Raw genomic sequence first — 22323 nt, forward strand, 5'->3', positions numbered from 1 at the left:
CTATATCATTACAGATAACTTACGGTTTCCGACAAATCCTTGCGGCTTGCATGGTTCGGCAAAGGACCGGCCCCTTCTGCGGCATAGCCCAGATCCATCAGCATCAATACTTCTTCATTTTCCGGCAAGCCTAATTTTTTTCGCCACAACCTCAGGATCAAAATAATTGAGCCAGCAGCTGTCCACGCCCTCATCGGCAGCAGCCAAAATCATGTGGGTTGCCACAATGGTTGCATCCTCAACCCCTGAATTCCTCTTATCTCCAGGATAGGTAAATACATTATTTTTGTCAAAGGCCACCACTAGCACTGTAGGTGCACCATAGCGGCATGGTGTTGCCTCATCAATCTTGGCCAGCAGCTCCGCAGACTGCACTACATAAATGTGCTGCTCCTGAAGATTTTTGGCAGTTGGTGCCAATCTCCCCGCCTCAAGAATAGCTGTGATTTTCTCCTTTTCCACCTGACGGTCAGAATACTTTTTGCATGAATACCGGTCCTTGATAACTTGCTTAAATTCCATAGTATCCTCCTTGCATAAAACCCTCTACTTGCTTTTTAATATACTACTGAAACATATTATACTATTTTCCCTTCCAGATGGTCCATTTCATGCTGGACGATTTCTGCCAGCAGTCCCGTGAATTTCTGACGCTTTTTCTGCCAACGCATATCACGGTAGCTGACCTCTACCCACTCACTGCGTTTTACTTCATGCTTATCTTCCAAAGATAAGCAGCCCTCTTCCACTGTGTAGGTCTTGCCGGAAAGCTTTTCGTACTTTGGATTCAGCATTACCAGCACATCAGCAGGACCAGCCCCCGGCAGGCTGCCCGCTCCGTCCTCCGCATCCAGGCTTATGGCAATTACCGCCTTTGGCACCCCTATCATATTGGCCGCCATGCCGATACAGGTCATTCTATAGGCCTGCAGGGTATCAGCCAAATCCTGTGCCACCCCGGCTATGTCATCCTTGGTGGCCGGCTTAGCCTTTTTCTTCAGTATTTCTATATCCTTATTTATATCCTTAACCATCAGCAAATCCTCTTTTTTTATAAACTGCCGCCCAGTTTTTCCAGGCTGTTGATAATAACCACGCAGTCTGGACGGACGTGTGTCATGACAAACTTCATTTTTTCCGCTGGAATGGCTACGCAGCCACCAGTATATGGCTTGTTGGGGCCGAAGCAATGCAGGAATATGGCCGAGCCCTCACCCGGAACTGCCTTCTCGTTATAGCTTATGTTCAGGCAATAAACATAGTGGGTTTTATAGTCCACAATATGCTCACTGGCTTCCGTATTTAAGCCGGGCATTTGCCGGATGTCCACCATCTGATTATATTTCATGCCCGGACGCTCATCCCCGGACCAATAGCAATTTTCGTCCACCTGTTGATAAGGAATGGCGCAGCCCGGATCCGGTGCAATTCCAAAGGCCGCATTAAAATAAAAGGTCCCCACAGGGGTCATGCCGTCCCCCTCCCTTGTCTTTCCCAGTCCTTGTTTCCCGATAAAGCCCGGGGTGGTCATAATCTGATGCCATTGGCCCTGCTTGTTCTTTTCATGCATAGAAATCCAGGCCGTGGTCCCCTCAACACCGGCTACCACAAACAGTTGCTGACTGGTGTAGGCCTCAGGAAGCTGCTGCACCCAATCTGGAGATGGCTCATATTTTCCACCCTTGGCACCGGCCGAAGAAATTTCCCCACAGGACATGCTGACCAGGGTCACCAGCAGCACACCCACCAGTAGCTTACATATTGAGCTGCCTATTGATACTCTCATTCCATATACTCCTTAATGTAACCGATAATCCACCTTAATAAATGGCATCTTCCTGCAATACATTGATACCGGCTGCCAGCAGCTCCTGACGTACCCAATCAAAATGGTCATTGAGCTCTTCATAGAACTGGGTTCGGAAATTCAAATCATTGATAATCGTTCCGGCACTGTATTCCACTTCAGCATCCTCGTCATTGAAGTCCTCTATCTCGAAGAAATTGCTGTGAATCCGCTTCATCCACTCCTGATACCGCACATCAATATCGTCAGACTGAATCCCCTTGAAGCATTCCAATAATAACTCCTGCTGCCGCTCCGATAAGCCTGTAACCGGCTCACAGCTGACAGACTGCAAAATGCGGAAAATCTTTTCCGAGGCGTCAAGGAACTCATCCCAATTCTTCCGCCCCTCCTTGAAATGATCGCTGCTGCGCCACCACAAAAACGGCATATCAGGACAATGAACCGCCGCCACATGTCCCAACGGGTTCACCATTTCCACCAGCTTGTTTAATGCCGTATTGGCACCTATCAGCTCACCCACAGCCTTTTCAATAAGCGAGCCCTGGTTGGCAAACAGCAGACTCTGTACCTTGTTAAGAGCTGCATTCAGACCGGCAAATTCCTGATGGGCCCAAGTATCGGCATAAACATGCAATCCTATCCCCAGCCGGAAGCCAAAATCCGAATTGTCCAGGGTGGTAGCCAGCAGGCGGTCCGCCAGCTTATTGGCCAGTTCACTGTTTTTCTTGCAAACCAGCTTTTCATCATTGTTCTCTCCCTGCAGACCCGGCAAAAAATGGAATGGTATCCACACCTCGCAGTTTCCCTTGCCGGTCATATTCCCCCAGACATTCTGACAGGAATAACGCACCCGTACCCCATTGGCAATGTTTTCCTTTTCCTCGGCATCGGAAAAAGGATTCTGGTCAAAATTGTCGTCCACAAACTGGGAACTGGTAGCAATAATATTGGAATTGCCGCTACCAAACTTCGCCCAGCGGGACAACACATAAATTGTGGCATAATGATAATCCAAATCCATAGCTATCCTCCTAAATCTTTTTCCCCTTTGATAATGATGGATAAATGCCAGGGCGGTGCAAAAACACCACTCTGGCATCATCCTTTGCTATATCACGTTATTGTGAATCCTTTATGAATTAAAACTTAAACTTACGCAGGGAGTTCTGCAATTCCTCTGCCAGCTTGGACAGGGACTCACTGGCGGAAGCAATTTCACTGGCGGAAGCGGACTGTTCCTCAGTTGCTGCCGAAACGGTCTGCATTTCATCGGAAACTGCACGGCCCTGGGTGTCGATATTGGCCACCTGGGTAGTAATATTCTCTGTATCGGAAGTAGCAGAATGAACTGCCTGACTCATGTTGGTTACTTCCTGAGTTACTTCATTTACCAGGGACTCGATCTCGATAAAGTTCTGTCTCAGATTGGCCACGGACTCAGCACCGGCATCTACAGTAGCCCGGCCCTTCTGCATAGCAGAAACCGCCTGCTGGGTTTCCTGCTGAATACCAGTAATAAGCTGAGTAATCTTCTGAGCTGCCTCACCGGACTGCTCTGCCAGCTTACGAACCTCTTCTGCTACTACGGCAAAGCCACGGCCATGCTCACCGGCACGGGCAGCCTCAATAGCTGCATTGAGCGCCAGCAGGTTGGTCTGCTCTGCTATGCCGGAGATGGTTTCCACGATAGTACCAATTTCCTGTGAGCTTTCGCCAAGTCTGTCCACAATTTCTGCGGAATCCTGAACACCAACAGCACCGTTACGAATCTGCTGGATGGTTTCATCAATGGATTTAAGACCCTGAGAAGCGGATTTTGCTGCCGCTTCAGCACGGGTAGCCACGTTATTGGACTGGGCATCAATAGCAGAAACCGATTCATTAATATGTCCTACGGCCTGGGTACTGGATTCAATAGCACCCTGCTGTATCTGTACGGCACCGGCTGCATCAGTAACGGACTGAGCCACCTGAGTGGAGGCCTGGGCTGACTGCTGGGCACTGGCGGTCAATTCCTCACCGGCTGCCGCAATCTGCTGGGCACTGCCATTGGCCTGACGCATAAGGTTGTTAAGATTTTCTCTCATAACACTGACGGTATCTGCCAGCTCACCAATTTCATCTGTGGTGGTTATGCTGCGAGGAGTAATTCTAAAATCGCCATCGCCCATGCGACGACAGGTTTCCACCATTTTGTCCAATGGACCGGTAATAGCCCGAATAATGAGAGCTGAAACACCAAACAATGCAATTAAAGCCATAACAGAAAACAGTATCATCATTCTGCTGGCTGAAGCCGCATCGCTTTCCATCTTCTCAAACAGGGCATGGGAATTTTCCTGAGCCTGCTTCTGTTGATCCTCCAGCAGGAGTCTCAATGCCTTGGTGGCATCACCGGCATTTTTGCTGAGGTATGTTGCACCCTCGTCCTTATTGTTGGCCTCTGCCAAAGCAACTACCCTATCAATGGCTGTGCCAAAAACATTCCACTTTTCCAGAATAGCTGCATTGGCCTTCTCGGCCTCGGTGCCAGCAGTAGCCTGCTCATACAGCTTCCAATTGGACTCGAAGTTTTCCCTTATTTCCTTCTGGTCATTTCTAAGGTCATCAATACGCTTCTGATCCTTGGCGGACAGGGAAAGAGCACCTCTTGACTGCATATCGCGCAGCATGTATTTTATCTCACCGATACAATACAGCTGCTGCATGTTTTTCTGATAAATAATCTCCAATGACTCCTTGGATTCGGAGATAGTAGAATAACCACGGTAACCAATGAGGGCCATTCCAATGGCCGCAATTACCACAAGGGTTAATATCTTGTACATCATTTTTAAATTGTAGAAAAAGCTCATAAAAACCCCCTCTTTCTTACTTTATGTGTTTACTGAGGAATTCTACCTTTGTAGCTAAAATCCTTTAATTTTTTATTTTTTTTCAAAAAAAGACATAAAAAAACCTCAAAATCCCATTTACGAGATTTTGAGGTTAATTTCAAATGGTGCGACAGGAGGGATTCGAACCCCCGACCCACGGCTTAGAAGGCGAGATTTTCAACTATAATCGAATAGTTGTTTGCCATCGCCAAAGCCTTGTGGCATCTATCATCACGGGCTAAAAAGCATCTGTTCAATCTATACTCAATATAGCACACTCGCGGCACAAAATGCAAACTTTTTGCGGCGAAAAATGCAAACTCACGGCATATTTTTTTACCCATAATGTCAAAATTTGACTAAATGATGCTTTTCTTTATGCGCGTTGTATGAGTATACAATACAGGATAACATCCCCCCAAAAAGCCTTTAAATCCCCCTATTCTCAGTAACTTGTCAACACTCGTTAAAATCCACCCTCTCCAAACGTGATAAACTGTCAACAGTTTTAAAGGTATTTTTTTAATGTTTTAGCCCCCATTTCTGGCAATTACCGCTGGTTGCTCTCCAGTTGGCGTGTATGAGGTTTTATGCTATCCCGAATACAAATACCTTCATAGGCCATTTAAAAACGCTTAGAACGCATTTCAGAGCGTCGAATTTTTGAGGGCAAAGAAAAAAAGGTATGTACCCGCTAAGATACATACCAAAATTTCTATTTACCACTGATAATAGTTCGGGCTGTTGCCGTTGTCCCTTACATCCACATGACAGCCCCACTCATAGAGGCCTACCCCATCAAAGCCAATTTGCTCACAGTACCATTTGAGTTGTTCAGGTGTGTGGCAGAATTGGTAATCAGGGGTCTGCACATCCGCCGCGTTGCCAAGCACATGTTGGCTGTTTGGAACACCCCCTACCTCTGCGTTATGTTCAGGGCATCTATAGGCACAACTTATATAGACCGGCCCGCCTATCATTTCTCGCAGTTGGTCAAGCTTCTCTAGTAGTAATGGGTTTACCTTATAAGCCCCGCCATCACAGCATCCAACGCCGTGACATTCTATCTCATAATCTGAAAAGTATTTACTCATTTTGTAAAATCCCCTTTGTTGCTGTTACTCATATAGCCAATTAATCCGCTCACTATAGCTATTATTATTTCTTGCTGTAGGCCTAAATAGATACACCCCCATAATGCTATAACTAGGCCTATAGCTATAACTAAATCAATTTTCAAGTATTCCTTTATGTATTTCATTCAATCCACTTCCAGTTGCTCTAAGTCTGAGAAAACCCTGTCACATAAACCATTACCGCCTAATGATTTATAGGCCTCATGCATCCGTGTAATATTCTCCAACGCTAATGGGGTTATATGGCCTTGTTGGTTGAAATAGTTACATGATTGAAGAATTCTGTCCCTTAATATACAGGTAGTTCCTGTTTTTAATAGCTCTATGGTTTGCTGTAGCTCTTTTTCTGCTTGCTCTTGTATTGCTTTTTCTGCTTCTTGCTTTTGTCGGTAGCTGTCTATCTTTGTTTCTAGCCACTTCCCCATTAATAGAAGGATAAGAGGGCTCAAAAAATACTGTATTATCTCCATTTCCATATCACGCTCCAATAATGACGGCTGTTGAATTGCTTGCAAGCTGTACCCACACGCAAGCCCCAATAATTGTATTTGCTTGTGTGCCTGCTATGGCGGTATATATATTTCCATTTACCATTACTGAATCACGGCCAACCATTACACCCCGCAACGCCCCAACGTTTACAGGCTTCTTGTTGGCTTCTTTTATGATTTCATTTACTTTTGATTGTAATTTTAAAAGGTTATTCATTCTTCAACACCTGCCAACTGTTTTATTTTTTTCAAGTCCTTCATGTTTTTTATTCTTGTATTCCTTCCTTGATATTCGTCAACAAGCATTGACTGCAGTGTTTTTTTATTTTTCCCGTCCCAGTAGATTAATTCAATTCTATAAAACTCATTTTCAATATTTCCAAGAGTCTGCAACGTGGAAAAAAGCCAACACCCTTTTTTGATTTTATAGGCGTCTGTAATATATCTGCTGTCAGTAAACGTACACCCTTCGATTGCCGTTTTGAAATAATATTGATTTTCAGCAGAATAAGTGGCCGTTGTGTCATCTAATTTCCATTCGTAACTACTACAGCACGTTTCTTCAAGAACGGCATCAACTATGATGTTGTCTAGTATTGCCTCTGCTTGCTCTTTCCCGTAGTAATCCTCTAATTGTTGCCAAAAAGCCCCTTTTATATTTTGTAGTGGTCGGGTGTCTTGCCCGTCGTCTTGGTTTTCGGGGGGTACAGGCCAAGGAACAAGAATGACGTTATATATCCAATGTTCCTCAGTTAGTAGTTTATCCATTATCTTTTGAGAATTTACACATGCCCACCAATTAGACTTATAATCATGTTTTGACTTATATGTAAAATTTCGTACTTTTGTACTTGTTGGGTTTCCGTATGTATAGGTCATTAATTTTAATTCGGGGTCTGCAATCGTTACCCAAATCGGCGTTTTACTGTCCCTTATTGCAGGACTATTCATATAACAATCAACGCCCTTAAAAAGTCCGTTCCCATACGAAAATGTTACATAGCCATCCTCTTGGTTAGCGGGCTTTTCTTCCTCGGTTGGTGTATGGTTACAGTTAGGCATAGGCGTTTTAATTACTTTTGCTCTTGTGTTACTGTATATGATTTTTTCTTTTTCGTTGGTGACAATATAACGGGCTTCTGATATTACGCTAACCATGTTGCAGAATTTATAATTAAAAGAATTCCAAGAATTAATAAAAACGGTATGGAATGAGCCAACCCAAAAATCAATCTGATATGAGCCGTCGGGATGACAGCTCATGTTATTTATTTTAGCTATGTCCTGAATGTGTTCATGGTCGAACCCATTTAATGAGTTTACAGCCGTTAAGGCTTTTTGGTTTACTTTGTCTATATAGCTATCAAGGTTTATATTGTCTATATTGTCGCCGTCTTTTTTTACATATATACCGCCTTGATTTTGTGCCTTTTCAAACCCTTCATAGTAAAAACGGTACATTTCATGATTAACGCCGTTAGAATAATATTTTTTTACGGTTTCGGAAAAGTCATCTAATACAGCCGTACACACTGCATAATAGCCCATTCTATATGACTCGCTTTTTTTCCTTAATCCTTGCGGATAATAGAGATTTTTGCATGTATGCCCAACCTCGAAAAGACTTGTATCGTCAATAAAACAAGCGTCCTTAATATGCCAATTCTGCGGGGTTTGTATTATATCTTTATTTTGTCCGCTAATCCAGTTCCCTTGATTAATATAGAATTGTGACTTATTGCCACAAGTAATATATTGTGCGTTGGTATCACACAGCTTTTTGAAAGGCTTGTTTAGTCGGGTGTCTGTATACCATATTGAATCATTAGGAATCAACCAAAGAATCTCACCACATAAAGGAACGGGGATAAACGAATTACCCCCGCCGTATGTGTTCCCGTATATGATTGTTCCATCTGTCCATACCTGTTGGCCTGTTGTTATATGGCTATTTCCCGCAATATATAACACTTTCCCCTGTGAGTCTGTGGCGGTATTTCCGTTTATACTTTGTATTGTTGTCTGATACATTACAGCCACCTCACGATTGTTATACTTTGCTTTAGCTCTTTTGTGGTTTGTGTTATTTGATTGCTTTGCAGATAATATGTGTTGTTTTTGAATTTGATACGCTCAGAAAAATCAAGAATATGATTAAAGTTGTATATGTCTAGGGAAACAGTTTCTTTTATTCTACGGTTCAGCCATTTGATTTGATTCAGGTACGCTTTTATGGTGTCTTCGTCTGTTGTTGGCAAGTCCAAAGTTTCTTTTAGTACGTTACCTTTTCCAAGAGGGTTTCCATCTGAATCCCCATAGTTAGCCCCGCCAAGGGTTAAGGACTCTTGGCTTGTTAGATACCGTGAAGCGGTGCAAGCTGGGCTACCCGTGCTAATGCTACTACCTTGGAATTCCCCGTCAATATATACTGATGTTCCATAGAAGCCCGCGCCAAGTGGAGCGTGTATAGTTTTTCTAACTGTTTCGTTGCCGTCCTTGTCCGTCGTTGTTTCTGTTTCTGAGCCAAGTACAAGGACTCCGCTCTTGGCGTGCTCGTAATTGTAAGTTGTCACTGTTACAGAGCCGTCAGAATGTTGGATAGTTTTGCGGGATAAATACTTTGCTTCTCCGAACCCATCCCCGACATAATCATAACTTGTTGTCCCGTCTTGGTTTTGTTCACTTCGTAAGTAGCCTGATTCATAACTACATACAGAATCTCCAAAAGTAAGACTTCCCCAAAATGGAAGCGGTTCAATATATAGCCCCCATCCTTGGTCATGGCCATTACTTGTGGAGCTAGAATAATTTATCATTGTTCTTTCAAGAGTGCGATTTATTACAGGCCTTGTATATGCTGTTTTGGAAATGTCTGTTACCTTGTTTTCTTGGCCTCTTTGTATCACATTAAGGCTGTTATCTTTTGCTCGTAAGAATACATTTATTGCTCTATGAGGAATGGAAGCAGACCACCCAAACAATGAAGAAATAATAGAATTATATGTCTGTCCGTCGCCTGTCCACTTGCCTGAGTGTGTGAAATTGTCACAGCAGAAAACAAGGCTTTTTCCCAACGCCCCTGCTATATATTGTGCGTGTTCTTGTAGTGTGTGGGTTTGATTTCCGGCTGCATAATTTATTGACTTATAAAGAATTTCGTCCACATCATACATACCCTTGGCAGTTGTTACTGCTTCTTGTTGCTGTGTTTCCGATACTTTGTACATGTACGGGAAATCAAGAATTTTACCGCTTATAGTGTCTAATACATTGATATTCTGTGTCGTTTCCATAGAGAAAGAGTCAGATAATGACAATTCATTTAGGTTTATAGATATAGACACAACGCCCGATTTTTCCGCCTGTGGTGAAGGTTCAAATGGGTTTGTTGGCGTGTTGTCAGGTTGTATGGTTGTATTATGTGGGATGCTTACGGCCGTGTCGCTATGGGTGGTTATTAGCTTATCGGTCTTTATGCGTGTGTCACAGTAATAGGTTATTTCTTGGCGTTCAACGATGTTTAATACCGTATCATAATACCTTGATATGTCTGCTTTTGTAGCTATTGCGGTATCATAATATCTTGATATGTCTGCCTTGGTATTTATTGCCGTATCATAGCTATGTTGTACAATCTCATTGATTTTTAAGGCCGTGTCATAAAAATAGGCCTGTAAATCCTTGGCCTGTAGCTCTAAGGCGACGTCACAATATATTGATATGTCGGTCTTAGTTATTGTATAGGTATCGAGATATTTTACTAGGTCTGCTGTGGCCTTTAAGTTTGTATCATGATTTTGTGATATATCCTGTCGAACCCTTACGGCGGTGTCATGATTTTGTGTTATATCTTTAGTGGTCTTTACAGAGGTGTCATAGTAATAGGCCTTATTTGTTGACGGTACAACAGTACATAATATTCTAGGCGTGCTAATACTTGATTTTTTAATAATCGCAGTGGTTAATATTCGGGGTGTACTTACAGCAGAATTTTTAGGAATGGTCGTTGTTAGTATTCGGGGGGTGCTTATTGAGCTTTCAGCCATTTATTACACCCCCTTATTTTTTAGCCGTTATTGTTATATTGCTAATATTTGTTGGTAAATTATCAAAATACATACCTATGCCTGTTGAGGGGATTTCCTTTGTATTGCTATATGTACCCACGTCACATTTTATATTTTTTATGGTGTCACCTAATACCGTTGAACCCGCTCCCACGTTACAAGCAGTTACCTTATAGCCATCAAGTACGGTCATGTCAGGCGTTACTGTTAGTGTGCTGTTTTCTTGCTCTGTTGAATACTTATTACTGCTAGAATCATAAGTCCACCCATCGGCTGTTACTGTTGCGGGCAGCTCAACTATTTCCTCGTTCGGCGGGAAATATTCATCTGATATGATAAGATTTTTCATAGTGACATAATAACTATTATATTTTTGTAACACGAGCCTAACGCCTGTAGCCTTAACGCCTGTTTTTACATAGCTTGTGTAAGAATATATTTTGTCACCGTTTAAGTATAAGTCTACTATGCCCGCTACTGAGTCTACAACTAGGTATACTCTATACCATGTATTTTCTGTTGTTCGAGGAGTTTTATATATTTCTTTTCCATTTATGTTTAATGTCATATAATTTCCGCTAGGTTTTAAGTAGAATTGTACTGTTGACGGTTTCACTATTCCGTAACCGCCGTCGTCCATAAATATTTGCATTGGATAGCCGTCTAAATATAAAGTGTTATAGTCATACTGCACCTCGAAAGCAACATACAATTTTGTATTTTCGGCGTTTAGATTTATTTTTGCGTCCCCACCACCAAAACAAGGATATTTGATACTGTTTAAAGTTTTTGTCAATGATTTCATATTTGATGCCATGTCGAAAAGCATGTAACTTGTATTCATATATTTCATACTCTACACCCCATTACACAGCTTCAACAGTTGCCTTGATACATATAGCCGTTTTGTCGTCGTTCATCGGTGTGGTGTCGTCTTGGCCATCGTACTTAGCCCAAAGAATTGTATTCTTGTCTGTTATTGCGTTGGTTATGTTGGCTGTATGTTCCCATGTACCTTTATTTAATGCGTCGTCGCTGTCGGTGTAGTTGTCATCTAAGGCTAGATACCATTTAGCGATATTACCGCCTGTTGCCTGATATTCTTGGCCGTCCCAATAGGCTAGTGAAATCTCTGCACCCTCTACGGCGGTGAATCCTTGGTCACAACGTACCGCGATTTTCACGGCTTTTTGCTGTCCTGTTTTCAGGGTTACAGATAAAGGGCTTGTTTGGGTGTGGTCTTGTGAAACCAAAGTACCGTCAGACTTTCCGATTGTTGGGTTATTTGTATATAGATTTATCATTTTGTCATATCCTCCATAACTCTAATTCACAATTTATGTAATTTTCGAACCTCGATTTATAGCCATAAGACAACACACGGACTCGCATATCAGGCCATGTAATGCCCGCGGGGTCTTGGAATTCCACAAGTTGACGGGTTTGGAAATAGTCCCACACTTTCAGGAATTCGCTTTTATGGAATGTTGCATTTATTGTTATCCTGTCCCCTGAAGCTATATGGCCATAATCTTGGATAATATTCCCGCCGTCTGTTGCTATGATTTGTTGTCTGTCGTCGGTTTGTAGCTTGAAGCTGTCGGGGGTGGTTAGGCTTTGTGCATTTCCAATTTTTATTTTCATAATCTATCAACCCCCATAACTCATATTTATATTTGAATCGTTAGGCAGAACGTCAAGAATTTTCTTGGCAGCGCTTTGTGCTACTTCGTTGCTGACATCCTGCAAGCCGTCCACATGGACGTATAAATTATAATTTATATCCTCTTGTGTTTTGTTCATTACAGGTGCAGGGCTGTTGTTTCCAAGCTTGCTCACCGATTCGTTATAATCAGGTGGGAACATCGGTACAGCCTGAGTCCCCTTGTATATATAGCCTTGTGGCTCCCCGTTGTATATAGGTATTATGTTTTCCCGTGCACTTTTCATTAGCTGTTGAAAGCCCGCAATCTCTTGCGGTGTAGTCCAAGCGTCGCTTGGTAGGTCAGCGTCTTTTCTTAGCTGTGTTAATACCGCATTCATGGCGTTAGCCTGCTTTTGCTCTTGACTTCCACCGCCTGCCATCGCAGTCCTGTATAGTTTCAAATATTTATAATTTTCTTTGAACATACTCAGGGCTGTTTCTTGTTGGAGCTGTCTTTTTTGTTCCTCTGCCCACTTGGTGGCTTTTACTTCTTCTAGGCCTTTCTGCTTCCAAGCTTCCTTTTCCCGTTCTATTTGTTCCAATCGGTTTTGGTATGCAGATTTCCATACAGAATCAATGTTTTGAGCCACTTCTTGGTTGAATTTCTTTATAATTTCCGCTTTTTGCTGTTCTGTTGCCTTGGTTATCTCTGCTTCAGAAACGCCCTTTTCTTTCCACTGCTTCATGCTTTTATCCACGTTGTGGAGCTGTGTTTCTAGGTCAGTATGATTAAGAGAATAAAGGCTTTCATGCAGTGCTTCCAAGGCCTCTGCCTGCTGTTTGGTTTGCTCTGCTTGTGCCCTTTGTGCTCTGCTTTCTTGGTCTATTTGCTTCTTTCGCTCTTGCGTGCGTCTGTCTATTTCTGCATAATATTCCTTTTCCGCTTGCTTTGCTCTTTGGGTTTCGTCGTTTAGTTTGCGTTGGTCTTTGACGTCATCAAGCAGCCTGAGCCTTTGAGATAATAAAAAGCCTGTTGCAGGGGAAGACATGCCGGGGCCCATGAGTAACGCGCCATAACCCGCGTCGAATTCGGCCTTTACGTCTTTGAGATAATCGCCCGCGGTGCGTGCATTTATGCCAATCATGTCTAGGCCATCAGCTACCATTGAAACGGCTTCGCCCGCTCCCTTCATGGCTTGTATCATTATTTCGCCAAGGGTCTTTATATTGTCTTTGTTTTCTGCTATGAGCTCCACCAAGTTCGTAAAGCCCTCAGTTAGTTCGGGCATCATTTCTTTGGCCACGGGTAGCAAGGCCGCACCAAAGGCCATTTCTAGTTGTGATAATTCGGCCTGCATCCGTTGCCATTCTAAATATGTTTCATGGGCTTCTTGCGGATTTAATAGGCCTGTAGTTTTTATACTGCCTGAAACGGCCATCAGCTCGTTATATTCCTCTAATACAGGGATAAGAGCGGAACCTCTAGCCCCAAGGATTTCAGCAGTAAAGGCCTCTACTTCGCCCGCTTCGCTTGCTGATTTGTAGCCCTTGGCTAGTTGCTCTAGTTGCTGATTTATAGGCAGTAGTTGGCCATGTTGGTTTGTTAATGAAATTCCAAAGCGTTCCAAGGCTTTTGTGGTGTTGTTTCCATTTTGGCCTGCTGTTTCTAATTGTTTATCTATCCTCGTGATAAATGGTGTTAATGAATTAATGGAAGTTCCCGCCAATGAAAAAACCCTGTTTAATTGGCTTGCTTCTTGTGTGCTGACGTTTAATCTCTGCTGTAATTTATACAGGTTATTGCCTGCCATCATCGAATCTTTGGTTATGTTCAACAGGCCTGCACCACTGCCCGCTACGGCCAAAAATGCCGCTAACTTGGCGTTTAACAGTGTATAGCCCTCAGTTAGTTTTCCGATGCCTTGGCGTGCTTGGCTTGCACCTTTGGTAATTGCAGAAAAGGCCTTGTTGCTCTTGCTTGGCAGTGTGTTTAGGGCGTTACCAAGCTTTCGCATCTCTGCTTCCATGCCCGCCACAGTTTTTTGTTGATTTAACAAGGCCATTTGAGCGCGTTGTGTTACTGCTGAGTCTGCACCATGTGTATTCAATGAATGTTTATACTGAGCGTTTAGAATACTTTCCTTTTGGCGTTGTATGTCTAACTGCTTGTTTATTGCCTCATATTTTACCCTGATTTTGTCCAATTCAGAGCCAACGCCCTGAAGCTTGCTCAGGTCTATATCTGTCTGTAGTTTTATTTTTTTTGCGTCACTGTTTAGGCGTGTTATGGCCTGTTGTACGGTCTTGTTGGCCGTATTGAATCCAAGTTTTAAGTCATCAATATTCAGGCCTAATGATAAATATAGTTTATCTATCTCTTGCCCTTTGGCCATCTAATCACCCCATTATGTCTTCTATACTTTTTTGATTGTTTTTGCTTTGTTTTTTGCTCTGTATGATAAGTTGTACAAGTAGTGGTTCTATTTCCGTCGCGTCGATTTCCGCGATTGTCCATCCGTATGCCTCTTGTAGTCTTTCATAGTAACTTAGTAGATTTTCATACGGGGTCAGGTTGTCCCCTTCCCCGCTCAGTCGTTTTTTGGTAGGTCTGCAAGTTTGGAGAATGTTTCGGCCTGTATCCATTGAAACAAGGCCTTTACAGTTGGGACTATATCGGCTATTTCTATATTTTCGTCTATAGATTCTTTATTCACCACGTCAGGACGGCCAAAGCCAATAATGATTAGTTCTATTTGCTTCTCCAAGAATGTTTCCAAGCTTGTTTCTTCTAGATTTGTTTCGGTGCTTGCAAGAAAAGCCCGCCAAACCTTCATTTTTGGCTTGGCAGGCTCTATCTTTGCACCATCAATTATCAATGACGGTTTTTCCATTTTCTTTTATCCTCATACTGTTGTATACCATTCGTTGGCTGTTTCTTCCACATAGCCCGCTTCCTCATCGGCCTGTCTGTAGCTTACGCCGTCGGCGGTTCTGTAGATAGCTTTTGCTGACAGGGTTGGCGTATTATAGGAGATATTTTCTGCCTTGGTCTGTGGTTTTTCCTCTGGCTCTTGGAATTGAACCTTGAGAAATTTGCAGAAACGTTTCTTGCCATTTCTTTTGGTGCACTCGAACATAACACAGAAATAAGGGGCGGAATCTTCTTTATTTGCGGTCATTACGCCATTTTCCAAGCTATGGCCAAGCAATAAGGCTTTATATTCCAATGGTAAGCTTGCGACGTTGAATGTAAGTTCATACTCACTAGTTGCTGTTGCGGTATCGATGGCCATGTCATCAGCATATAATGTAGCGTTGGCGGTGGTTGGTTTAATATCAACTTCGCGAATATGTGGAATAGAAATTACTTCTTCATAGGTTGCGTTTCCTTCCCCTGGATCGCTGACAAGCTTTGCGATGTGAAAATTACTGAGGCCTATGAATGGGCTATTTGTGATGCCACTCTTAGTTGTTGTCATTATTTATCACTCCGATTTTATAGTCTAGTGTTGCTATCTTATATCCTTGGTCTGTTACTTCTACCGCCTGCCCGCGGGAAAAGCCAAGGTCTAGCATGATTTTATTTATCTGTTTTTTGATGGCGTAATAATTGCCATCTTTAGTTATGATATGAATTCTTATTGTTATGTTGCTTGATAGTTCTTTGTTGTCGCCATGAAGGGCGGGAACGTCAGAAACAACTGTGTATATTATGTTTGGATATACTTTATTGTTGGGGCTAAACTGATGGAACACAGGAATATTTATTTCATTCTTTAGTTTTTTTACTACTTCTTTTACAATCGTTTCCATGAGTTACCCCCCTTTAAGGCCATCACGAACGGCCTGAATCAATTTATCTTTTATCTCTGAGCGCAACGCGTCTAACGCGGGGTATAAAAAAGGCCTGTTGATTAATGGCGAAAATTCAACAATCTTGCCATACGCCCTGCCCTCGTTGTCCGTCGCATCTGCTACTACTTGTATCTTTGTTCCCTTTGCCTTGGCTTCCATGTGAATACTATCTCTGAGCCTACCTGTATCTACTGGGCATCTGCTTTTGGCTTCATTTACAAGCATTTCGCCACAATCCTTCAGGGTGGATTTAACAGAGCTTTGTATATTCTCTCCCAATGCTTCCAAGGCTTTTGAGGATATATTCTTACTTTTCGCCATTACTCCACCCCTTTACACATGAGCGTTGTGTAGCCCTTGCGTTGGTCTGCCAACACGGCCTGAATCTCATATACTTGGTTATTGTGAACGGCTCGCATTTTTGGGGATATACCGTCTATGTAGCGAATATAGATTTTATAGGTGGTTTCTGAGGTTGCTTGCATAGCCTGAAAGTATTCACGGCCATTTAATGGCGTTATGTCTGCCCATACTGTACAGAGATTTTCCCACCCGTCGCAGGCGTTTCCGTAGTCGTCCACGGTGTCGCTAGGATATTGGATTATTACGCGGTAGCGCATTTTTCCTATTTTCATTAGTGGCCACCCCCTAGAGAAAATTATTACAATGAGAATGTAAGATTTGTATAACTGTAGGGTTTGTGGTGGTTGCTCTATCCGTGATGTACTCTCTATTCTCATACATATCTGCACATAAGGCCAATACAGCCAAGGGAATATCTGAGTAGTTGTCTAGGTCTGCAAGGTCTAGGCCTGTGTAGCTTTGGCAGAATTCCACAGAGGCTTGCAGGATATGTTGTAGTAGTGTGTCGTCTTGGTCGCTATCTACTCTGAGATAATTCTTTAGTGTTGTTATGTCAATGTCTGATACCTTCATGATGCATCAGCCCTCTTTTTTGGTTGCTCTTTTCTTGGTTGGTGCTTTAGTTGTGGCGGTGCTTGGCTTTTCTGTAGAGGATTTAGGGGCAGTGTTTTTTTCTGCCCCCTTGATTTCTTCAATATAGCCCGCGTTCAACAAGTCATTTACAATAGCTTTGTTTGTATATTCTACTGTCTGCCCCGCTGTCGCGTTGACTTTACCGCCATAACTTACTAATACTCTATAAGTCATGGTTTAACACCTCTTAGGCCATCTTGAGAACAGCAAGTTTCTGCTTTTCTACTACACGGGAATCTGCTTCAATCCAACCGATTACACCGATGGCGTGCTCATCCGCGTACTTTTCATGCATTACTTGTACTTCTACATTTGGTCTTACATTTACATAGAGGCCTGAAAAGTCGCCATAAATTACAGGCTTTGCCTTTGCTTCAATAGATGGCATATTGTCGCTAATGTATACAGGATGGCCAAGCAGAGAATATCCGAATGGAGCTGTAAGGTCTTCATTCAAGAGGTATCTATTTTCCCCGTCCTTCAAGGTTCTTACTGCCAAGAGGGTGCTTTTGTTCATTACCCATACTGCATCATTCTGATATACCTGAGGTACTTCTACCTGTACCTTTACAAGGTCATCCGCAGAAATAGCGGCTGCGGCAGCAGCTGTTACTACAGGGGTGTTTTCGTCAGTGAGTACGCCTGTCATTTTGTCGTCGCCGCCTTCGCCAAGAAGCAATTCATGCTCCAAGAAACGGGCGATAGATTCGGACATCTTGTTCACAACATAACTGAGTAAGTCGAATTCGCTGTTATTAATCAAGCTCTTGGAAATCTTGGTCAGGCTTCCTGCCAAGTGGCCACCAAGGGAAATGGAAACGAATTTACCACTAGAGCTATTGAGCGCGGTGAATTCAGTTGCATAAGCAGTTGTTACCTTGTCCGCGGATTCGTCATATACAGGGAAAACCAACTTACCCTTTGCGGAAAACTTGCTTGCAAGTTCATATACAGGCGCAATGTTCTTTACTGTTTCGATAATTCTGTTAGCCACGCTCTGAGGGATTACTGCGCCGTTGTCGCCCGCGCTCATTGCGTCGCGTGCTTCCTTGGTGCGAATAAAGGAAACAAAGGCTCTTTCCTCTTTGTCTGCTTCGTCGTCTGCTTCAACTGCCTGTGGTTCGCTATTTTCCTTTACGGACATAGCTTCCTTAATCTTTGCCAAGGTTTCGTCAATGGCCTGAATTTCCTTCATAATCTCGTTGTAGGTGTTGTTTTCTTCGTCGTTCATGGCACGCTTTTCTGTTTCTACCTTGGAAAAAAGGCCGTCCATGTTCTCTACCAATTCATTACGACGTTCAATTAACTGTTTCATATTCATTTGCTTATCACTCCATATTTTTTTGTTATTTTTTTGCATAATAAAAGACCGCTAGTTAATAGCAGTCTTGGTTTTGTAGTATTCATATTTCTTTTTTAAGGTTTGAAAGCCCGACATGTCAGGCGGTGCATCCGCCACGCTGTCGGCTATATCTGCCAATGTTGGCTTTTCTGTTTGTTCCTGTACTGTTACAGGTTCTTGGCTTTGGCGGTATTCTTTTAATGATTCTTGGCCGTCGCGAACCTCTATAGAGGTAGCTATATACGCGGGTGTACAATCTAAGATAGAGATTTCTTCAAGGGTTAAGTCTGAGATTTTTCGTATTCGCATCCCGTCTTCTTGGCGGGTTGTCCATTCGTCGCGGGGGTTATAGAACCCAAACGACCATCCCTGTAGTTCTTGGTTCTTGGCCTTTTCGATAATCTCAGAATCATTTAAGACAATATCTGCATACAGGCCTATAGCGTCTTCATGTAGCTCCATTGTTATTGGTTCTAGCTGTCTTTTGTGGTTGAACATTAGGCCAATTTCATTTTTCTCCAAGGCGTGTTGGAATGTGTGAGGCTTTACTATCTCCACGAATTCGCCTGTTGCGTCATGCAGTACACGGGATTCACGGCCTACTACATTTACATACCCGCATATACGGGCAGAATTGTTTCTGATTTCTACTTTCATTTACTTTTCACCCCCTTCAATGTGTTGTAATGTATTGGTGTTTGGGGTGTATAGTTGCTTTGTCTGCGGATAATACAAGGTATTACCTAATGACATTTTGAGGAATTCCAAGCCCATAGCAGGCAAGTTTTCCGCTTTTCTCACTTCGTCAGGTGTCATCCACCCGCCTTGCAAGGCTAGGTTATAGGCTGTATAGCGTTCCTGCTGTGTAGTTTTTAATATCTCTGAGCTGTCCACTTTGAAGAATAGCAGGCCTTTTTCTTTTTCAAGAAGCAGGAATTTATTCAGCGCATTTTCTAAGGCAGACACGACAGGCAGAACCCCCGTCTTTATGCTGTTTATATAGGTATCTCTGCTTCCTTTGCTCCCATCGAATAATGAGCTAGACAAGCCAAAGAGTTGATATATCAGCTCACTATTACTTTTTTTGTTTTCGTTTAGCTGATTTTCGGCAGAGCTAACAGAGGCCTCTTGGAAAGAAATCCCATCATTTAAGACCATGACATTTGAGGAATTTGCGTCATTAGAATATAGCTTACGCCATGCAGATTTTAGAGCGTCCATCTTGGCCTTGTCTAGCTTGTAGGCGGATTTGAGGAAGCCCCGCTTTGTCCCGGTGCTTATGCTTTTGTTTTCATAATTCAAGGCGTTATAGCAGGCCATGAGTAACAATGGATTTGTGTCTATAATCCCTTGACCTGTTACCCCATCCGCGGTGTTGCGGGTTATTCTGAGTATTTCATAATCAGGGTACTCTTGGCCGTTTATGTATATCTTGACGGCCTTTTTTATCGGGTCTACACCCTTCAAGATACTTACATAGCTAGGCTCTATGTAGAATAGGCCTGTTATGTTGTTTCTGTCGTGCTTGATATAGGTGTAACTTTCCCCCAGTAACAACATATCAGTGATTAAGGCTTTTTTCATTTGTCTAGAATCCAAAGTGTCGCCCGTTTCTTGGTTCAGTAATTTCAGGCGGTAATCGTCTGTTACTTCTTGGACGTTCCCGCCTTGGTTCTCATAGAGTTTCACGGGCAGGCCTGAAACAGTTCCCGCGATAAATTCAATAGAAGCAGAAACAGCGGGAATATTTAACGCCTTTTCCTTTGTCATGGCTTCAGAGCTTGCACGGCCTAATAATACGTCAGACAAGGCCTGAGCTTCTTCGTTGCGTTGTTCTTTTGTCCATAGGTTTTTTAATCGGTTTAACAATTATTTTTCACCCCCTTTTAGGTTTGTACTGCCCAATCTTGACTGGCTTGGTTTATTTCGTTTTGTTGTGCGAGATATAGGGCGTTTAGTGTCGCTATTACCATATCTATTTTCCCGTTTGACTTCTTTTTGTTTATATATCTATTCATATTTGAATCATATTGGCATCGGCAATTTTGGAAATTAATCTCATACAATGGGTTGGTTTCATATATGATTTTTCCTTGCTCCACTAACTCTTTAAGTAACTTGGTCGGAGCGTGTAATATACTGCTATGTTGGCGAATTTCCACACATTGAAGGCCTGCTTTTTCTAGCTTTACAACTGAGGAAAGGGCGTTATAGCGGTCATAGCCCACGCCTGCTATTTTGACATTGTATTGTTTTTCAAGGCCTAGTATGTATTCTTCAACAGTTGAATAGTCTATTACAGAGCCACCACAAGGGATGCAGTTTCCCGCCTGTATGAATTGGTTATAATTTATCTTTTCCAAGGCGTTCTTTTCCGCTATACGGTCAGCAGGGATAAAACACATAGGTTTTATAAGCAGTTTCCCATATTCGTCATAGGTCAGGAAGGTCACGGCCGTGTTATCGTTACTCATTGATAAGTCTAGCCCCACATATACCTGACGGCCTGCCCAGTTTATTGGCGTGTCTGTCCTACAGGCTTGGAGCTTTGATACGTTTATATATGACTCTGCTGTGTTTTGTGCGATTATATTGCAGTGTTTACATAAGAAATTTTCACGGCGGGCAGGGACTTCCACCGCTTCTTTGCGCTTTTTTATTAGGTCATCCCAAACCTCTTGGATTTCTAGGGCTAATGGGTTGGAATGTCTGAGTATGTCGTCATTATCGGCCCAGGATCTTGTGCGGTCAGGTTCATATAACAGCCCGAATACCGTGTCATTTTTGATTGTTCCGTCCAAGATTTTTTTTGCGTAATCTAGCTCCGTTTCGAATGGGTTTGAGGCCGTCGGGTATTTCGTAGAGATTATGAATCCAAGTTTGTTGAGGATTGTTAATTGGCCACTTCGCATAGCGTCCAAGGGGTACGGGCTTGTTAGTGCGCCCACCTCATCCGCTACCCATACCGCGGGCAATTTTCCATCTAGTCGCGAGGTTGAAAAGTTCAAGGGATAATAAGAATTGTTAGTCAGGTTGCAGGTTATACTATCTCTGAGAAGCTTGAATTTCTGTTTGCCTTGATACAGGCCATTTAGTGCGGGACTCATTGAGATTATGTCTTGTATGGCGGTCTTTACCTCTCGCGATAATTGGCCGTCAGGTGCGACGCTGTAAAACTTTGATAATCGCGGTTCAATGAAGAATAGAACCAAGAATAATACAGCGACCAAGAACGTTTTACCATTTTTTCTAGCAATTTCTAGCACCGCCGTTTCATAGCGTCTTTTCTTTTTGTTCTCCCTGTGGACGGTGCATAATACGGCCACAATCATAAGCCACTGAAAACCCAATAGGCAGTTATACACCGTTTGGCCTGCTTTCAGGCCTTTAGGCATTATCAAGAGTTTTAATAGCTTTTCTATTACTGCCACCTTATGGCCGTCTATCATGTATTTTGGGTCTTGGCCGTTGGCTATATGTATGAATTCTTTACACTGCTTTTTCACATATCGAGGCGCGGGGATTTTACCCGCCACTACGTCACAGGCGTATTTATAGGCCTTGTTATTCCTCATTTTCTAGCCCTTCTAGTATTTCGGCCAATGGGTCTTTTTGTTCCTCTTGGTTCGCCACCATCGCGCCCACCTTGGCGCGGGCTTGTGGGGACATGCACAAGAGGTCTGTTACCTTCCAATATTGTTTTATTAGTTGTTCTTGTGTTCTTAGAAGTTTGGTGTCTAGGCCTGCTTGGTCTATGAGTGTGTTGACTTGATTCAGGCGGTCTATTATGATACAGGCCTGTTTGATTGTCTGATAGTCTATTGATTTTAATAAGCCTGTAGGCCTTAATATCTCCACAATAAAGCTATATATGGTCTGTCTTTGCTGTGAGAATTCTTCAGGTGGAGTGTCAGGCAAGCCGTCAGTTATTAGATTTTCTATAGCTTCTCTTGTGGCTTTTTCGGCCTTGGTCAGGTGTTTCCTTGTGGTCTTGGTTGGTTTGGCGGGTCTTGCCATGCTCTCACCTCTCAATGTTTAAGTTTTATTAAGGGAATAAATAAGATTTTGACTAGTTGCTGTCGGTGTTCCTTTTTTTGCCCAACGC

27 protein-coding genes are annotated in these 22323 nt (G+C 42.9%); all 27 read right to left on the reverse strand.

Going from position 1 to position 22323, the window contains the following annotated elements; genetic code table 11:
• Nucleotides 1-114: 114 nt before the first annotated feature.
• Nucleotides 115-522 (reverse strand): nitroreductase family protein, encoded by a 408-nt coding sequence (locus tag D081_RS09140; protein WP_198941984.1) that lies wholly within the window; start codon nt 520-522, stop codon nt 115-117.
• Between the two features lie 56 nt (nt 523-578).
• Nucleotides 579-1034: a peptide deformylase gene (locus tag D081_RS09145; RefSeq protein WP_085023884.1), complete on the reverse strand. Its 456-nt coding sequence runs from the start codon at nt 1032-1034 to the stop codon at nt 579-581.
• Between the two features lie 17 nt (nt 1035-1051).
• Complete coding sequence (locus D081_RS09150) at nt 1052-1786, reverse strand: L,D-transpeptidase (protein WP_085023885.1); 735 nt, start codon at nt 1784-1786, stop codon at nt 1052-1054.
• A gap of 34 nt (nt 1787-1820) precedes the next feature.
• Nucleotides 1821-2831 (reverse strand): DUF6765 family protein, encoded by a 1011-nt coding sequence (locus D081_RS09155; RefSeq protein WP_085023886.1) that lies wholly within the window; start codon nt 2829-2831, stop codon nt 1821-1823.
• Nucleotides 2832-2949: 118 nt separating this feature from the next.
• Nucleotides 2950-4665 carry a methyl-accepting chemotaxis protein gene (locus D081_RS09160; RefSeq protein ID WP_085023887.1) on the reverse strand — a complete coding sequence of 572 codons (1716 nt, stop codon included), beginning with the start codon at nt 4663-4665 and terminating at the stop codon, nt 2950-2952.
• 740 nt (nt 4666-5405) lie between these two features.
• Nucleotides 5406-5780, reverse strand: coding sequence for a D-Ala-D-Ala carboxypeptidase family metallohydrolase (locus D081_RS09165; protein WP_085023888.1), 375 nt, complete (start codon nt 5778-5780; stop codon nt 5406-5408).
• Nucleotides 5777-5947 (reverse strand): hypothetical protein, encoded by a 171-nt coding sequence (locus D081_RS12665; protein WP_158087620.1) that lies wholly within the window; start codon nt 5945-5947, stop codon nt 5777-5779. Before D081_RS12665 ends, D081_RS09165 begins: the two co-directional genes overlap by 4 nt.
• Nucleotides 5948-6298: a hypothetical protein gene (locus D081_RS09170; RefSeq protein WP_085023889.1), complete on the reverse strand. Its 351-nt coding sequence runs from the start codon at nt 6296-6298 to the stop codon at nt 5948-5950.
• A gap of 1 nt (nt 6299) precedes the next feature.
• Nucleotides 6300-6530: a hypothetical protein gene (locus tag D081_RS09175; RefSeq protein WP_085023890.1), complete on the reverse strand. Its 231-nt coding sequence runs from the start codon at nt 6528-6530 to the stop codon at nt 6300-6302.
• Complete coding sequence (locus D081_RS09180) at nt 6527-8344, reverse strand: hypothetical protein (RefSeq protein ID WP_085023891.1); 1818 nt, start codon at nt 8342-8344, stop codon at nt 6527-6529. Before D081_RS09180 ends, D081_RS09175 begins: the two co-directional genes overlap by 4 nt.
• The gene (locus tag D081_RS09185; protein ID WP_085023892.1) at nt 8344-10359 is read right to left on the reverse strand and encodes a hypothetical protein; all 2016 of its coding nucleotides are present in this window, start codon (nt 10357-10359) and stop codon (nt 8344-8346) included. Before D081_RS09185 ends, D081_RS09180 begins: the two co-directional genes overlap by 1 nt.
• Nucleotides 10360-10372: 13 nt before the next feature.
• Nucleotides 10373-11233 carry a hypothetical protein gene (locus D081_RS09190; RefSeq protein ID WP_085023893.1) on the reverse strand — a complete coding sequence of 287 codons (861 nt, stop codon included), beginning with the start codon at nt 11231-11233 and terminating at the stop codon, nt 10373-10375.
• 13 nt (nt 11234-11246) lie between these two features.
• On the reverse strand, nt 11247-11684 hold the full coding sequence (locus D081_RS09195; protein ID WP_085023894.1) for a hypothetical protein: 438 nt from the start codon (nt 11682-11684) through the stop codon (nt 11247-11249).
• A 4-nt stretch (nt 11685-11688) separates the two neighbouring features.
• Nucleotides 11689-12024, reverse strand: a complete 336-nt coding sequence (locus D081_RS09200; protein WP_085023895.1) for a hypothetical protein — start codon at nt 12022-12024, stop codon at nt 11689-11691.
• Nucleotides 12025-12030: 6 nt separating this feature from the next.
• Nucleotides 12031-14418: a hypothetical protein gene (locus tag D081_RS09205; protein WP_085023896.1), complete on the reverse strand. Its 2388-nt coding sequence runs from the start codon at nt 14416-14418 to the stop codon at nt 12031-12033.
• Between the two features lie 195 nt (nt 14419-14613).
• Nucleotides 14614-14916 (reverse strand): hypothetical protein, encoded by a 303-nt coding sequence (locus D081_RS09210; RefSeq protein ID WP_085023897.1) that lies wholly within the window; start codon nt 14914-14916, stop codon nt 14614-14616.
• Nucleotides 14917-14928: 12 nt separating this feature from the next.
• The gene (locus D081_RS09215; protein WP_085023898.1) at nt 14929-15504 is read right to left on the reverse strand and encodes a major tail protein; all 576 of its coding nucleotides are present in this window, start codon (nt 15502-15504) and stop codon (nt 14929-14931) included.
• Nucleotides 15491-15838: a hypothetical protein gene (locus tag D081_RS09220; RefSeq protein WP_085023899.1), complete on the reverse strand. Its 348-nt coding sequence runs from the start codon at nt 15836-15838 to the stop codon at nt 15491-15493. The genes D081_RS09215 and D081_RS09220 overlap by 14 nt, the downstream gene beginning before the upstream one ends.
• A 3-nt stretch (nt 15839-15841) precedes the next feature.
• Nucleotides 15842-16201: an HK97-gp10 family putative phage morphogenesis protein gene (locus D081_RS09225; protein ID WP_143272182.1), complete on the reverse strand. Its 360-nt coding sequence runs from the start codon at nt 16199-16201 to the stop codon at nt 15842-15844.
• Complete coding sequence (locus D081_RS09230; RefSeq protein WP_158087621.1) at nt 16201-16515, reverse strand: phage head closure protein; 315 nt, start codon at nt 16513-16515, stop codon at nt 16201-16203. Before D081_RS09230 ends, D081_RS09225 begins: the two co-directional genes overlap by 1 nt.
• A 13-nt stretch (nt 16516-16528) precedes the next feature.
• Nucleotides 16529-16816, reverse strand: coding sequence for a head-tail connector protein (locus D081_RS13100; RefSeq protein WP_085023901.1), 288 nt, complete (start codon nt 16814-16816; stop codon nt 16529-16531).
• Between the two features lie 6 nt (nt 16817-16822).
• Nucleotides 16823-17050: a hypothetical protein gene (locus D081_RS09240; protein WP_085023902.1), complete on the reverse strand. Its 228-nt coding sequence runs from the start codon at nt 17048-17050 to the stop codon at nt 16823-16825.
• 13 nt (nt 17051-17063) lie between these two features.
• A complete protein-coding gene (locus tag D081_RS09245; RefSeq protein WP_158087622.1) occupies nt 17064-18197 on the reverse strand; it encodes a phage major capsid protein in 1134 nt (377 codons plus the stop codon).
• A 51-nt stretch (nt 18198-18248) separates the two neighbouring features.
• Entirely contained in the window at nt 18249-18875 is a 627-nt protein-coding gene (locus D081_RS09250) for an HK97 family phage prohead protease (RefSeq protein WP_085023904.1), read from the reverse strand.
• Complete coding sequence (locus tag D081_RS09255) at nt 18876-20087, reverse strand: phage portal protein (RefSeq protein ID WP_085023905.1); 1212 nt, start codon at nt 20085-20087, stop codon at nt 18876-18878.
• Between the two features lie 17 nt (nt 20088-20104).
• Nucleotides 20105-21793: a terminase large subunit gene (locus D081_RS09260; RefSeq protein ID WP_085023906.1), complete on the reverse strand. Its 1689-nt coding sequence runs from the start codon at nt 21791-21793 to the stop codon at nt 20105-20107.
• Complete coding sequence (locus D081_RS09265; RefSeq protein ID WP_085023907.1) at nt 21783-22235, reverse strand: P27 family phage terminase small subunit; 453 nt, start codon at nt 22233-22235, stop codon at nt 21783-21785. The genes D081_RS09260 and D081_RS09265 overlap by 11 nt, the downstream gene beginning before the upstream one ends.
• Between the last annotated feature and the right edge of the window lie 88 nt (nt 22236-22323).

It is taken from the genome of Anaerovibrio sp. JC8, assembly GCF_002100115.1.
Lineage (GTDB): Bacteria > Bacillota > Negativicutes > Selenomonadales > Selenomonadaceae > Anaerovibrio.

Excerpts from the sequence above, each read along its gene's own strand:
- D081_RS09195 (WP_085023894.1), bottom strand. The coding sequence starts at position 11,684 with ATGATAAATCTATATACAAATAACCCAACAATCGGAAAGTCTGACGGT.
- D081_RS09215 (WP_085023898.1), bottom strand. The coding sequence starts at position 15,504 with ATGACAACAACTAAGAGTGGCATCACAAATAGCCCATTCATAGGCCTC.
- D081_RS09145 (WP_085023884.1), bottom strand. The coding sequence starts at position 1,034 with ATGGTTAAGGATATAAATAAGGATATAGAAATACTGAAGAAAAAGGCT.
- D081_RS09190 (WP_085023893.1), bottom strand. The coding sequence starts at position 11,233 with ATGAAATATATGAATACAAGTTACATGCTTTTCGACATGGCATCAAAT.
- D081_RS12665 (WP_158087620.1), bottom strand. The coding sequence starts at position 5,947 with ATGAAATACATAAAGGAATACTTGAAAATTGATTTAGTTATAGCTATA.
- D081_RS09150 (WP_085023885.1), bottom strand. The coding sequence starts at position 1,786 with ATGAGAGTATCAATAGGCAGCTCAATATGTAAGCTACTGGTGGGTGTG.
- D081_RS09210 (WP_085023897.1), bottom strand. The coding sequence starts at position 14,916 with ATGGAAAAACCGTCATTGATAATTGATGGTGCAAAGATAGAGCCTGCC.
- D081_RS09180 (WP_085023891.1), bottom strand. The coding sequence starts at position 8,344 with ATGTATCAGACAACAATACAAAGTATAAACGGAAATACCGCCACAGAC.
- D081_RS09225 (WP_143272182.1), bottom strand. The coding sequence starts at position 16,201 with ATGGCGAAAAGTAAGAATATATCCTCAAAAGCCTTGGAAGCATTGGGA.
- D081_RS13100 (WP_085023901.1), bottom strand. The coding sequence starts at position 16,816 with ATGAAGGTATCAGACATTGACATAACAACACTAAAGAATTATCTCAGA.
- D081_RS09220 (WP_085023899.1), bottom strand. The coding sequence starts at position 15,838 with ATGGAAACGATTGTAAAAGAAGTAGTAAAAAAACTAAAGAATGAAATA.
- D081_RS09205 (WP_085023896.1), bottom strand. The coding sequence starts at position 14,418 with ATGGCCAAAGGGCAAGAGATAGATAAACTATATTTATCATTAGGCCTG.
- D081_RS09200 (WP_085023895.1), bottom strand. The coding sequence starts at position 12,024 with ATGAAAATAAAAATTGGAAATGCACAAAGCCTAACCACCCCCGACAGC.
- D081_RS09185 (WP_085023892.1), bottom strand. The coding sequence starts at position 10,359 with ATGGCTGAAAGCTCAATAAGCACCCCCCGAATACTAACAACGACCATT.
- D081_RS09175 (WP_085023890.1), bottom strand. The coding sequence starts at position 6,530 with ATGAATAACCTTTTAAAATTACAATCAAAAGTAAATGAAATCATAAAA.
- D081_RS09160 (WP_085023887.1), bottom strand. The coding sequence starts at position 4,665 with ATGAGCTTTTTCTACAATTTAAAAATGATGTACAAGATATTAACCCTT.
- D081_RS09240 (WP_085023902.1), bottom strand. The coding sequence starts at position 17,050 with ATGACTTATAGAGTATTAGTAAGTTATGGCGGTAAAGTCAACGCGACA.
- D081_RS09140 (WP_198941984.1), bottom strand. The coding sequence starts at position 522 with ATGGAATTTAAGCAAGTTATCAAGGACCGGTATTCATGCAAAAAGTAT.
- D081_RS09155 (WP_085023886.1), bottom strand. The coding sequence starts at position 2,831 with ATGGATTTGGATTATCATTATGCCACAATTTATGTGTTGTCCCGCTGG.
- D081_RS09250 (WP_085023904.1), bottom strand. The coding sequence starts at position 18,875 with ATGAAAGTAGAAATCAGAAACAATTCTGCCCGTATATGCGGGTATGTA.
- D081_RS09260 (WP_085023906.1), bottom strand. The coding sequence starts at position 21,793 with ATGAGGAATAACAAGGCCTATAAATACGCCTGTGACGTAGTGGCGGGT.
- D081_RS09265 (WP_085023907.1), bottom strand. The coding sequence starts at position 22,235 with ATGGCAAGACCCGCCAAACCAACCAAGACCACAAGGAAACACCTGACC.
- D081_RS09165 (WP_085023888.1), bottom strand. The coding sequence starts at position 5,780 with ATGAGTAAATACTTTTCAGATTATGAGATAGAATGTCACGGCGTTGGA.
- D081_RS09245 (WP_158087622.1), bottom strand. The coding sequence starts at position 18,197 with ATGAATATGAAACAGTTAATTGAACGTCGTAATGAATTGGTAGAGAAC.
- D081_RS09170 (WP_085023889.1), bottom strand. The coding sequence starts at position 6,298 with ATGGAAATGGAGATAATACAGTATTTTTTGAGCCCTCTTATCCTTCTA.
- D081_RS09230 (WP_158087621.1), bottom strand. The coding sequence starts at position 16,515 with ATGAAAATAGGAAAAATGCGCTACCGCGTAATAATCCAATATCCTAGC.